This window comes from Sulfitobacter sp. JL08 (assembly GCF_003352045.1).
Classification (GTDB): Bacteria; Pseudomonadota; Alphaproteobacteria; order Rhodobacterales; family Rhodobacteraceae; genus JL08.
The window spans coordinates 4,006,677-4,019,368 of sequence record NZ_CP025815.1 but is presented as its reverse complement, the minus strand read 5'-3'; the positions used below and the strand labels follow the sequence as shown (position 1 = coordinate 4,019,368).

The following is a 12,692-nucleotide window of genomic DNA, read 5'->3' as shown; positions in this document are numbered from 1 at the left end:
TCGGGAATTGGCACCTGTGAAGCATAAAATCCACTGGGTGGCGGTCTCCTTATCGAATAAAAAGTTCAGCAAGAAAAAAACCCTCCTCCATAAAATCGCGGTTAGAAACATGAAGTACACAAAATCGATTGCAGCACTTACGCTCCTGGCGTCGACGCTTTCGGCGCCGATCGTCACAGCTCAATCCTCCGATCCGGCGTTCAAGGCAGATGTGCCCGAGAGCATCTTGACGCCGGACGAAGTCGAAACGCGCCTCGGCACCTTGCGTTTCAAAGATGGTGCGCCGGATGCCGAAACGGTCAAGCTGGCCTATGACAATCTTGACTTCATGCGGGGGGTCACCGCGTTTCTGGATGCAATGCCTGCTGCTTCTATCCACAGCATCTGTCGTGGCTATGAAGATGTGGGCATGGGGCCGCAATCTGTCGGCATTTTTGAAGATCTCATGGATGCCCGTTCGGTGTTCCTGACGCCCAATTCGACTACGGTTTACGTATCCAAATGCTACGACTTGGAAGATGGACCGATCGTGGTGGAGGTGCCCGCTGGTGTCCTCGGGCCCATGGATGACGCGTATTTCAGGTTCATTACGGACTTTGGTGTCACCGGGCCGGACGAAGGTGAGGGCGGAAAGTATCTATTCGTGCCTCCCGGCTATGAGGGAGAATTGCCCGAGGACGGATATTTCGTTTTCCATTCACCAAGCTATACAACCATGCAACTCATCCGTGCCTTCGTCGGCGAAGACGGAATCGAGGCAACTGTCCAGCGTGTGAAGGACACCATGCGAGTCTACCCATGGGAGCAGCGGGGCAATCCGCCGAAGACCGAGTTCGTGAACCTCTCCGGTAAGAAAATCAACACCGTTCATGCCAACGATTTCAATTTCTACGAGGAAATCAACGCGGTTATCCAGAAAGAACCGGCAGGTGCACTTCCGCCTGAACTGGTCGGTACCTTGGCCGCGATTGGAATCAAGAAAGGTCAACCGTTCGAGCCAGACGCGCGGATGCGCGAGATCCTCACGGACGCGGTCGCAGTCGGCAATGCCACCGCTCGGTCGATCATTTTCGCGCAACGCGATCCCCGCGGATACTACTTCGAGGACCGGCAGTGGAAAACTAACTTCATCGGTGGCAGCTCTGAATTTTACAATGATGGCGAGCGGATGAAGGATTCCCGGGTTCTCTTCCACTACTACGCGACGGTCATTACTCCAGCGATGGCGAAGCCTGCGGTCGGAACAGGGTCGGTCTATGGCTATGCCGAACGCGATGCGAACGGCGACTATCTGGACGGTGGCAAGACCTACAAAATCACGTTGCCTGCGCCGATCCCAGTGAACAACTTCTGGTCGTTCATGGTCTATGACAACCAGACGCGGTCGATGCTGGAAACCGATCAGAAAAGTGCCGGTATCGACAGCAACAAGCCTGATCTGGTGGCCAATGATGATGGTTCCTACACGGTTTGGTTCGGACCTAAAGCGCCGGAAGGCAAAGAAAGCAACTGGGTGCAGACCATGCCTGGCAAGGGCTGGAACACCCTGATACGCCTCTACGGCCCGCTGGAGCCGTGGTTCGACAAGACATGGAAACCAGGTGACTTCGAACTGGTTGAATAATCAAATGAAATCCCCTGGCGCGTCCGCAATTTTGCGCCGGGGTTCGAACTTCTTAGTGAATGGAAAAGATAATGAAAGCCACTATTCTCAAAACGGCTGCGGGTGTGCTTGTCGGAACTTGCCTGGCGTTTTCAGCGACTGCACAAGAGCTGGTGACTGTCGAAAACTTTGAACGTGCAGAAACTGACCGGACCATGCAAGCCTATGTCGATGCCGACGGGTTCGGGCAGTTCTACCACATCCGCCAACCCACGCCGCTGGACGAGCAGAATGTAGTACGCATGAACCTCGATACACTCTATTCGTTCGGCGTTTTCGACCTGACAAATCCTGTCACGATCACGCTGCCGGATACCGGCGAGCGTTTTATGTCGGCGTTGATCATCAATCAGGACCACTCGATGCTGCCGGTGGAATATTCACCGGTCGAGTTCACCCTGACACAGGAACAAATAGGTACGCGCTATGCGATTATCGCACTTCGAACCTTCATGGACTCCAAGGATCCTGAAGACGTTGCAAAGGCGAATGCGTTCCAGGATCAGGTTGTGGTGAGCCAAGCCGATATCGGCAGGTTTGAAGTGCCCGAATGGGACGAAGCCTCGCTGCTGAAGGTCCGGGGGGCTTTGGCCCTGTTGGCGTCCACAGTGTCTGATACCAGAGGCTTTTTTGGAGACCGGTCCAAGCTCGACCCTCTGGAATTCAAGATGGGCACGGCAGCGGGCTGGGGCGGCAACCCCAAGGAAGGCGCGATCTACTTCACGCATTCGCCGGCGCAAAACGGCGGCGCAACACCCTATAGTCTAACGGTTAAGGATGTGCCTCTCGTCGGAAACGGGTTCTGGTCGATCACGGTCTACGGTGAGGACAACTATCTCAAGCCGAATGATCTGGGCGTGAATGCTCTCAACAACGTCACCGCCGAGCGGAACGAGGATGGCAGCATCACGTTTAACGCGGGTGGCTGTGAGGATGGACGCATCAACTGTATCCCGATTACGAATGGCTGGAACTATGTTGCGCGCACATATCGTCCGGAGGCCGAAATCATCTCCGGTGCGTGGGTGTTCCCCGAGATGGAGCCTACCGAGTAGCAGCTCGAAACGGCGGCCGCTTCTTTAGGGGCTGGCCGCGTGAACTGCATCCCCGTCACACCGGGGTGGAGATCTGCCGTCCGGCTCTACCAACCTCGGGAAGAAATCCTCGACGGCATCTGGACGTTTCAAGAGGTGGAGCCCATCGACGTAAACTGACCTAACTCATCAGTAAGGATAGCGGTATTTGCAAACGGCGGTTCTGTCCTGCGACCTGAATATTCGCCGCTTGTCCCATGCTGCGGGCTGCACCAATGGCCGTTTCTCTCGTCGCGCGACAGCATGACGGTTTTCGCTCTCGCCGCATTTTTTGTGCTGCGCGCGCGCGCGGCATAAAATCACAATGGCCGAGTCGGGCTCGGGCCAGCCGTTCGCTACGTCGTCCATTAATTACTGCAACTCGGACTTTGCAGTCATTTCATATTTTCGAATAATGAACCAGAACCTGGAGCCAGTGCTTCACGTAGCCATAGGTGGCTGTCGGGCACGGTTGGTTCCTGAACAAAAAAGTTCTCCCCATCATCCAAGAGCGAAGCGGCTTGATCCTCCGTCTGCGCTTCCGCATCGCGACCAAGGGCCTTGAGAGCAAGGATGAGCAGTTTTCTGAAACCGCGCACACTCGGCTTCAGGTCCATCATTTCTTTAAGCGTAGAAATCGTGCCTTCAAAATCCTCACCACAGAACTGGGCGACGGCCATGTGCAGGCGGCGGTAGGCCCAGTAGGGATCGTTCCTCAACTCCGTACCTTTGCTCATGGCCTTAACTGCTTTCTCAAAATCTTCCGCAAGTATGTAGGCATACCCAAGGCCGATGTGCGCTTGCGGATAATTCGGACTGAGGTCATAGCAGCGTTTCGCATCCGACATGACTTTTTCGGGGTCGCGTTCAGTAATACTGCGAAAAAGACATCTGGTGAAAAATACAAAATCACTTTGTGGCATCAATTCCACTGCAAGGTCGTGCGCGGCAATCAATTCGGCCAGCTTGTCACCTTCGATAGCCTCGAACCGAAGTTTGTAACGCATCACGACACCTATGGCCCACATGCTCAGGCTCATGCCGTCTTTGGGGTTCAGGCGTCGGGCGCGGTCCATGACCGAGATGCAGCGTTCCAGATCGGGGATCGTACATTCGTAGAATAGACCGGCCGCTCTTGTGCGCAGCTCCGATATACTGAGGTTTTCGTCCGGAATTTCGCCAATACGGTTATTGTCCAGCGAGTTTACAAAGAGGCGCAGCTTTGCATCGACCTGCGCAGACACATCGTCGCAAAAACTAAAGAGATCAGTGGCATCCCCTTCGAAAACATCTGCCCAGACCGTTGATGCGTCGTCGCGCAGTATAAGCGAAAGATTAACGCGCGCCCGCGAGCCGGAAGCGCGAAACCTGCCACGCAGCGTATAGGTGGTCTTTTCGGATGACCCAACAGACATGTCACGCACTTTAATGCCGGTTCGACGGGATAAGCCATGAACGATCTGTTCGTGCAAATCTTCTGCCGCAGCGGCGTTTTCCTCCGTGGTGGGAGCGGCGACTAGTTTCTCTACCCCGATCATCGGAACCTCGTCCGACCGGCGACCAGCAAACAGTTTTTCGGGCCGCCACTGGAAGCACTGAAAAGGGCGTGGGATATTTTTGAGCTTGAATGTCCCCGCATCCGAAAAGCCCTGACACTGTTTTTCTGACAGCTGATTGTACACGTCTGCCGAAATCAAAACACCACCGGGCGGTGCTTCTGTCTGCAACCGGCAAGCGATGTTCAAACCTGCTCCGTACAAGTCAGCTTCGTCGCGAACGATATCACCCATATGGATGCCAATACGCAGCCGAGTTTTCGGGTGTTCCGCAAGCCCGTTCTGAATTTCCAAAGCCGCGAGCACACTGGCGGCGACAGACGGATAGGCAATGATCCAACCGTCGCCCATCCGCTTCAAGACCTCGCCCTCATGACGTTCCACAACAGGCTCTAGCAATCGATCACGCAGTTCATGAACAAGAGCAATCGTGGCGCTTTCGTCCTGTGCCATCATTAAAGAGTAGTCGGCAATATCAGCGGCTTGAATAAATGCGAAACGGCGGGACATTTTGGTTTCCGGTTTCCTCTGATGCAGCGAATTGAAAAATACACTTTAACAAAAATTCTTACGCTTGAAGCCTAAAGAACTTTTGCAATGCAAGATAGTCCGCCGACCTTCTACATTATCCCAATCCGGCAGCTATGGGCTCGTTGCCGTCATTCTCCGCGCATTGCTTCAGCGTCTGCTCTGCGGGACAAACCGGCCATCCTACCCTGCCGCCGAATGTCTGGAAATCGGGCGAGAACTGTCGGCATTTTGGCGCGGGAGATCTGTCAGCAATACTTTCGTGCAAGCCTTCAACTTATTCAGGCATACCAGCCAATCGCAGACCCTCGTAGAAGCGCTTGCCGCCAGTCGAACCCGCATAGTTGTTTACCGCCATTCTTTGAGAAATCGTCTGTTCGGGAACAAGTTTCCGATAGGTTGCCAATGCCTCGGCTGCTTCCGCCTCCATGCCCTTCAAGGCACAGGCCGCGGCCAGAGAAGCGTGAAGAGTCGGATATTCGTGGGCAGTGGTCAAACCCTTATTAGCGTAAAGAATAGCTGAATCGTCGTCACCGAGGTGAACATAAGCCGTACTCGCACCGCCGAGCGCTGCAATCAGATAGGGGCTGAATTTTCCAAGCCGTTCGGTTTTGAGAAAGCAATCCAGGGCTTCTGCGGATCGCCCGGACCATAACAACCCCCACCCGGCAAAGACCAGCACTTGCACATCAAACGGCGCGCGGCGCAGGCATTCCTCAACCTTGCCCACGACTGGTGCAATCTGCTTGTCCTCCGAATATCTAGCGACGGCTATGCTGAGGTCCAGCAACGGGTCTTTCGCACGCAACGGCTCTGCCCTTTGTGTCCATTCAGGCAGCATGTCGAAATAGGGTTTCAGTTTTTTTTTGAAACCGGTGGTACCGCCGCCGATGGTCATGAAAATCGCTTCGGCATAGGCTTCGGCCAGCAAGGGGTCTTTTTCTATCGCGGCGGCATAGTCGGACAGAGACGCAGAGAAAGAAGCTTCGCTGACAGTCCTATACGCCATCATTCCACGCAATAGGCACTGCTCAGCGGTCAAAGTGTCGTAGTCCAATCCGGCAAGCTTAGATGTTTCTGTCTCGAGCAATGTCCCGATTACGTTGGCCGAAATCGCTTCGCTGGCGTCGTCCTGAAAATCGAAGCTGTCCGAAAGAGAGCCATCCTTCTTATGCTGCCACAATACCTGCCTAGCTGGATCCAGAACCTGTATTTCCAGCCGTAACTTGTCCCCGCTGCTGCGCAATGACCCCTGCAAATGATAGCTCAGCTCGCTGCCTGCTCCGTCCGAGACCACATCGAGCCATCGAATGGCGGAGAGGTGCGCCCCCAAATCGAATACCAGCGCGTCGGCAAGTTCCTGAACTTCCTGGCGGTCTGCTGAAGCCTTGATGGAATGGATCGCGAGCTTGGGAAATCCTGCCCGTTCGCCGGTGTTTCCACCGAACCAGGGGGCCTGCACATCGGTGGTCATGATCGAGCCACGTATCCAAATGTTAATAGGCCGTGCAATGTTCTTGAGTTTGCGTTGCCCTGCGTCGTCAAAGGACGGCGTCAGAGTGCCGTCAAGGCTGGCGTAGGTGATATCCGAAATCGCGATACCACCGGGGTTTGCAATTGCCTCGAGACGCGCGGCGATGTTGACCCCTTCCCCGAAGATATCGTCTTCTTGGTGGATCACGTCTCCGATGTGCACGCCGATCCGCAACTTAAGTTTGTCCAAGTTTCGCAGCTTGTCCTGGACTTTCATTGAGCAGTTGATCGCATCGACGACACTTCCGAATTCAACTAGCCAACCGTCGCCCATACTCTTGACCACTTTACCTCGGTTCCCGAGGACCTCAGGTCCGAGAATTTTGGTCCGAAATTGCGAGATTGCGTCCAGAGTACTGGCTTCGTCTTCGCCCATCATTTTGGAGAATCCAACGACATCGGCGGCCAGAATTGCAGCAAGTTTGCGGTCCATCGCAGTCTCCCCAACGGGACGCCCTACTTAATCGCCTTTGGTAAAGCCAAGTCAACAACCGCTTGCGGAAGTGGCAATTCCGAAAGTGAATTTGCGTGCTGGCAGGTCAAGACCGCTCCCAGAAGCGAGTCTTGTAAGGGATGTTTCTAACCCTTTGCCAAGCCTGACTGGAATATCCGGATTTTCCGCGTGGACGCGGCTTAGCTGCGTCGAACAAATAGGCGAGATGGGCTCGCAGCTGCCGTTCGCCGCATTTGTCACGAAGGTCCGGTTTGCATCGCCAACGTGAGTTTTGATTGAACACCTGACGGAGCCTTTCCCGCACCGTTTCCTTTCAATCAAATGTCCTGCCTATGGCTATATGTATATATGTCCTGTTTTTTGTGACGCGGATTTGCGTTTTTTGGCGAAATGCGTCACAATTTTTGGGACAGTTTTGCCTGTTTCCCACTGTTAAAACAACGCACCGTCACACTCACAGTGACAGGGTGTCCTGTTTTTTGTGCGGGGCTTTCGTTTTTAGGTCCATGACATGAAGCGCTTGAGGGCCTGTTTCATATCTGGCGTTGCTTCTTCATCCAATGCCCACATGGACGCTTTGCCAATACCGGACGGGCCAAGATGCGGCCCCTGCGTCATGCGGATAAAGCCGCGTTTCTGAAGTTCCTCAAACCATGACCCGACCGTATTGCGGTGAGCGTTCAGCGCCTTGGCCGCATCACGGTGGCTGAGATGGATACGCCCGTTGTTCACTCCATTGTAGCGTCGTTTCAGTTCCACGTAGAGCGCCCTTGGCCCCGGCTTCAGTGTCGCCCACGCTTTAGAGGATTGCAGCCATTCGGGAAGCTGGACGTGACGCCCAGCGCCTCGTTTATGTTTCTTGTAGGATTTAGTGGCCATCCAATGACGCCTCCCCATATGCCAGGAGCGCATAGGAACGGGCGCTGGGTTCGGGCAGGCCATGCTTGCGCATGATGCGCCGTACGGCTTGTGAGGGCGGCTTGGACTGTTTTTTATCGCCCATCATGCTGTCCGGCCTATCGTGTCCGGCAGTTCCGCCAACAATGACATAACAGCAGGTTCAATCTCACGGCTCAGCAAGGCGCACGCTCGGATTAGGGCTTTTCGGGTGGTGTAGTAGCCCAAGGCCCGCCAAGGCCGTTCTGCGCCACCTGATTTGCGCCGCTGTGTAATCCATTGGATGCCATCCTTGCAGACAATCACGCGGTGTTTATGGTCCAATACGGCGACTATTGCCCCGTAGGTGTCGGAAGTTTCGTGACAGGCTTTGCGCTTGATGCGCGGGTCGATCTGTGAGGACGTGCTGTTCATGCTGCGCTCCTTTCCTGCAAAACGGACAAGGACACATCACACGCAAGCGTGTAGCGGGCGTGGTGGCCGGAGTATGCGCCGCTGTAGGAAAACATTTCTGTATTGATTGGAATACCCATGCCGCGTAGTTCGTGGACATAGGTTGACCAACGCGACGCGGGTTGTTTAATCGGGATGCAGCCTTTCGGCCCGGCCTCGCGCGGTTGGTCTAACGCCCATGTGTCGCGGCCCTCGGCTTCAATAGTGAAGAGTTCGCCGCACTCGGTCGTAACGTGATATAGCCAAGCCCGCTTTGCGCGGCCCGCGGCCTGTGCTATGTCTGAGGAGCCCGCCGCATTCGCATAGCGGCCATCCAGCCCCGGTTGCGGTTGTCGCCGCGCCGGGGTTTCCATTTGCCCGCCGTCCATATTAAGCGGCCTGTTCGCGCAGGTTGCGCAGGTTGCGCAGGTGGGCGTCAACTTCGCCTTCCGGCCAGTAGATCCGGCCTCCAAGCTTGATGGGCTGTGGCAGTCGGCCAGCGGCAAGGTCGGCATAGATTGCGCTGCGTGAGCGGTTGCCCAGTTTGGTGCGAAGTTCAGTTAGAGTGAGATAGGTCTGCATTTTGCACTGTCCTTTCTAGTAAGGTGCAGTGCATATTTGACCGTCTTTATTCTGTTTTCGATTGCGGGCGGAAATCAGAAATTGAATCGCAAGGCGTCCGCAGTTTTCCATTTATCGCGTGCGGCTTGAGGGGGCGGGTCACAGTAGCCACCACATGGGTCTTTGCGCCGGACAATCAATTTGTGTTCAAAGAGTTTCTTAGCCAAATCAGCCCAAGATTCGGTTGGATTGTCGGCGTGGGCGTCAAGCGTCCGCAGGTATTCAAGCCATTTAGCAGGGTGACGCAGCTTTTTTATAATACGGCCATGGCGGTACTTCTGTAACCCTTTCAGACAACTTTCAGCGTCCTCAAGCTGTCGTGCTAATGGTCGGTCAGTCGAAAACGCAATGACAAGTTGGTGCTCTTCCAACTTTGTTTCTTGAAGCACCCTATCCCCATGTTCGCCGCTAACGTCCCATTCATAGCTGTCGAGGCGCTCGACGTGTTTGTCAAAGTTCGCGACATTTCCAATGCGTGGATTGAACAACACAATGTATCCGAATTTTTTTTGCTCTTCCGTAAGGAATGACACATGAAATCGAGGGTCGTCAGGCTTGTCCGGCACTTTTCTCAGAATGTACGCCTGTTCTTTCGGTGTAAGTTCGGGTCTGGCGCAGTCTCGCTCCCATTTTGCCAATCTGTTCTCGTATTGCTTGTCTTTTCGCTCATCAAAAAGTATTCGCACATCATCGCGCCGTCTAAAAAACTCCCAGCGCCAGCGGCCCAAACTCCAAGCCTTTACATCGCCATATGCCGCTGCGTCGCGCCAGTCTGGGATGCCCCATGTCGCCGAAGTCGCAGGTGTCGCAACGGGGAGGTCGTCAGATTTGTTGTGCGCCATCAGCCCGCCCCCATCAACTTCACAACCTGCCCAGCGCCACCGGTCACATGATCAGCCCAGCGGTCGGCCAGTTTTGCGCGCTGTTCGAGAAAGTCGGTTCTGCGATAGGCGCGCACTACGCCGCCATCCACCACATGCGCCAGCATCCCCTCGGCCACTTTGTGCGGGGCGTCAGTCGCGTCGGCCAGCCATATGCGCAAGCTGGTGCGGAAACCGTGCGGTCGCGCTTCCAGCCCCTTGCGTTCCATATGCCGCGAAAGCGTCATGTCGCTAATCACGCCGGCGCGCGTGTTCGGAAACAGATAGCCGTTGCGGGCGTGCGGGCGCGCAAGGTCAATCACGCGCTTGGCTTCTGCCGACAGCGGCACGCGAAAATCATCGGTCGCGCCTTTACGGCCTTTCATCGCTTCGGCTGGCACGGTCCAAACGTCGCCTTCAATCTGGTCAAGCCGCAATTTGCGCAACGGCCCCGAGCGGACACCGGTAAGGATAAGAAGGCGCAGCGCCAGATGGGTCAGCGTCGGTTCTTCGAGACTGGCATAAAACTCTGGCACATCGCGCCAGTCCATCGCCGGGATGTTCTTCGGCTGATGCCGCGTCTTGCCCAGAAGCGCCTTTGCCTTGTCTGTCGCCTGCAAGTCCACATCCAAGCCCAGTGCCGCCGCATGACGGAGCACGATAGAAAGCCGGTTCAAAGCCTTCCGCGCCGTGTCGGCCTTCGTGTGCCAGATGGGGGCCAGTGTGTCGCGAATGTCGCGTTGGTCGAGGTCCGTCACCGGCACACGGCCCAGCTTGGGCAGAACGTGAATGTTCAGAGGCGACAACCACCGCCCCGCAGTGCCATCACCCTTGAGTTCGGCCTTGCGGGCTTCAAACGCATCGGCGGTCAAAATCGCCAAAGTGATATCCTCGCGTCGCGCCGCCCTTTCTTCGGCTTCACGTTCCTTTATGGGGTCACGCCCCGCCGCCGCCAATTTGCGCCAACGTTCTGCCTGTTTGCGCGCCTCGGCCAGCGTCAGCGTCGGAAAGCCCCCCAGCCCCATCTCGCGCCGCCTGCCGTGAACGGTCACACGTTGTACCCATTGCGCGCCACCATCTTCACGCTTCACGAACCAAAGGCCCGCGCCGTCGCAATGCTTGCCCACGGGTGCGGTTTTTAGAAATTGCGAAGAAAGCCTGTTTGTCGCCCGCATTTCTTATCCCCCTAAATATCCACCCTAAGCTAGTAGATAGGAACGGACAGGGCAAGACTGCAATGGACAAGAAACGCCCTAAATAAAGGTGGATAAGAACAATTCAGGACATGAAAATTCTATTTAAAACAAGTACTTGGTTCCTCTCCTGGGCACCAAAATTTCCAAGATACTCGTCTGTATTTCAGCTCTCACGATTGAGTAGTGGAAAATACTACCAGGCAAGCGACCACTTATGCCTCCTACACACGCGTTAAACCGTGCGTCTGTTATTTTTCCACACTACAGAGGTGCCCGTTGGTGTCTCCGTCAATTGCTTGTATTCAGGCAACCGCTGTCCATCCAAAGTTTGAATGCGTCTTCAGGAAAGGCACTGCCATATATGAACTTGGCACGACAAGCGTCGCTGAGAGTGTCAAATGCTTGCTCTGGAATATTCCTGATATTCAGGAAGTATAATCTTTTTGATTTCAGGCCGCTTTCTTCTCCAAAATCCACGTCATAGTGCAGAGTAACTTCACCCCCATCCCTATCAATTGAATCAAAAATGCGCGTGAAGTCCTCGTAATTTTGGGGGATCTTTTCAAGATCGTCCCAACCATCCAAGAAAAACAGCAACAAGTCGGCATCTTTGATACTTTCGCTTTTGGGGTCATCATGCAGATACCCAAGCTCATCGGCCTGCTGGAACGTCAATTCGAATTCACTTGATCCCGGTCAAGCTAGAAAACGAATTTTTGCCTCCTTTTCGATCAAAAATTCCTTCTGAAAATTCGACATTTTTTCATCACTAGCGAATGCGGATTGAACAAATGCTGTCACATTCACTCCGGTCCAAAAACAAAGAGCAATAAGGAATCGAAAGTTTTTGAAACAAGTTTCACCAGCGGTGCAATTCAAGCCAAACCTCCGTTTTTCAACCAAAAAATTGCAGTTGAATTGTTCACGATGTCTTTCTCATCCTCGCCAAAATTCGAGGTTTCTCAAAGTGACCATTTCAGCGTTTTGTTGATTTCAACGCCGATGGACGGATCGGCGCGGTCCATCGGGGCGCGCAGGTTAAGCCATCTTGCTTCGCCGCTGGCGGCGGCCATCATGGATTTTAGCGCGGGGATCAGACCCGCGTTCTGCACGGCCATACGGTGTGCATCGATTGCGGGTGTCAGTTTTTTGGCCGCAGATGTTTCACCGGCCAGAATATGATCCTGATACTGGCGGATTTGTTTGATGTTGGTGTTGCAGGTTGCCGAAATGCATCCGGCGATGCCAACCGCTGATCCCTCGGCCAATCGTGTTTCCGATGCCGGAAAAACAGCCAAACCCGGTGCGGCGGCCAGAACGTCCAGCGTGTTCTGCCAATTGCCCGAACTGTCTTTGTAGGCGCTCACAATATCGGGAAACGCGGTGTTCAGGCGCGCCGAAAGCGCTGGTGTCATCGCCACGCCGGTCATTTGCGGGATGTGATACAGGCAGATGCGCAAGGCGTCTGATCCGACACCTTCGATCAGATCACTGAAGTACCGATAAAGGCCTTCATCCGTGGTCGCGCCCGCGTAATAATGGGGTGGCAGAACCATTGCGGCGGCGCAGCCAAGATCAACGGCATGGCGGGTCAGCGCAATTGTGTCTGGCAGGGCGCCAACGCCTGTACCGGGCATCATTTTCGACGGGGGGACATTGCCGGTTGCCACCAGATCTTCCAATATTGACATGCGTTCCTGCATCCCGTTGCTGACAGCTTCGCCGGTTGTGCCGAACGGGGAAATATAGTCGGCCCCGATTTGCAGCTGCCATGCCGCATGCGCCAGATAAAGATCGCGCGCGATGGATTGATCATCGTTGTAGGGTGTCAGGATCGGTGTGACGATGCCGTGAAATGCGCCTTTGGACATTCTAAAAC

Annotated in this window: 12 protein-coding genes; 2 read left to right on the top strand and 10 right to left on the bottom strand. The window is 54.6% G+C overall.

Translation table 11 applies throughout. The annotated features are described in order from the left end of the window. The first annotated feature begins 16 nt into the window (after positions 1 to 16). Both C1J05_RS19740 and C1J05_RS19735 read left to right on the top strand, forming a co-directional pair. A complete protein-coding gene (locus tag C1J05_RS19740) occupies positions 17 to 1,624 on the top strand; it encodes a DUF1254 domain-containing protein (protein WP_254684658.1) in 1,608 nt (535 codons plus the stop codon). 71 nt (positions 1,625 to 1,695) lie between these two features. After that, the gene (locus tag C1J05_RS19735) at positions 1,696 to 2,718 is read left to right on the top strand and encodes a DUF1254 domain-containing protein (RefSeq protein WP_114872471.1); all 1,023 of its coding nucleotides are present in this window, start codon (positions 1,696 to 1,698) and stop codon (positions 2,716 to 2,718) included. 413 nt (positions 2,719 to 3,131) lie between these two features. Here C1J05_RS19735 and C1J05_RS19730 read toward each other — a convergent pair whose 3' ends face one another. The 10 genes from C1J05_RS19730 to C1J05_RS19685 form a co-directional block, all read right to left on the bottom strand. Continuing rightward, entirely contained in the window at positions 3,132 to 4,802 is a 1,671-nt protein-coding gene (locus C1J05_RS19730) for an adenylate/guanylate cyclase domain-containing protein (protein WP_114871755.1), read from the bottom strand. A 295-nt stretch (positions 4,803 to 5,097) separates the two neighbouring features. Beyond that, the gene (locus C1J05_RS19725; protein WP_114871754.1) at positions 5,098 to 6,786 is read right to left on the bottom strand and encodes an adenylate/guanylate cyclase domain-containing protein; all 1,689 of its coding nucleotides are present in this window, start codon (positions 6,784 to 6,786) and stop codon (positions 5,098 to 5,100) included. Positions 6,787 to 7,305: 519 nt separating this feature from the next. After that, on the bottom strand, positions 7,306 to 7,566 hold the full coding sequence (locus C1J05_RS19720; protein ID WP_254684657.1) for a hypothetical protein: 261 nt from the start codon (positions 7,564 to 7,566) through the stop codon (positions 7,306 to 7,308). 243 nt (positions 7,567 to 7,809) lie between these two features. Next, positions 7,810 to 8,118 (bottom strand): hypothetical protein, encoded by a 309-nt coding sequence (locus tag C1J05_RS19715; RefSeq protein WP_114871752.1) that lies wholly within the window; start codon positions 8,116 to 8,118, stop codon positions 7,810 to 7,812. Then, positions 8,115 to 8,510 (bottom strand): winged helix domain-containing protein, encoded by a 396-nt coding sequence (locus tag C1J05_RS19710; protein ID WP_205389001.1) that lies wholly within the window; start codon positions 8,508 to 8,510, stop codon positions 8,115 to 8,117. Before C1J05_RS19710 ends, C1J05_RS19715 begins: the two co-directional genes overlap by 4 nt. Positions 8,511 to 8,526: 16 nt before the next feature. Next, positions 8,527 to 8,718: a helix-turn-helix transcriptional regulator gene (locus tag C1J05_RS19705; RefSeq protein WP_114871750.1), complete on the bottom strand. Its 192-nt coding sequence runs from the start codon at positions 8,716 to 8,718 to the stop codon at positions 8,527 to 8,529. A 74-nt stretch (positions 8,719 to 8,792) separates the two neighbouring features. After that, positions 8,793 to 9,599 carry a hypothetical protein gene (locus C1J05_RS19700; protein WP_114871749.1) on the bottom strand — a complete coding sequence of 269 codons (807 nt, stop codon included), beginning with the start codon at positions 9,597 to 9,599 and terminating at the stop codon, positions 8,793 to 8,795. Then, positions 9,599 to 10,792, bottom strand: coding sequence for a tyrosine-type recombinase/integrase (locus C1J05_RS19695; RefSeq protein ID WP_114871748.1), 1,194 nt, complete (start codon positions 10,790 to 10,792; stop codon positions 9,599 to 9,601). Before C1J05_RS19695 ends, C1J05_RS19700 begins: the two co-directional genes overlap by 1 nt. Positions 10,793 to 11,101: 309 nt before the next feature. Beyond that, entirely contained in the window at positions 11,102 to 11,488 is a 387-nt protein-coding gene (locus C1J05_RS19690) for a hypothetical protein (RefSeq protein WP_114871747.1), read from the bottom strand. A 287-nt stretch (positions 11,489 to 11,775) separates the two neighbouring features. Further along, complete coding sequence (locus C1J05_RS19685; RefSeq protein WP_114871746.1) at positions 11,776 to 12,684, bottom strand: dihydrodipicolinate synthase family protein; 909 nt, start codon at positions 12,682 to 12,684, stop codon at positions 11,776 to 11,778. Positions 12,685 to 12,692 lie beyond the last annotated feature (8 nt).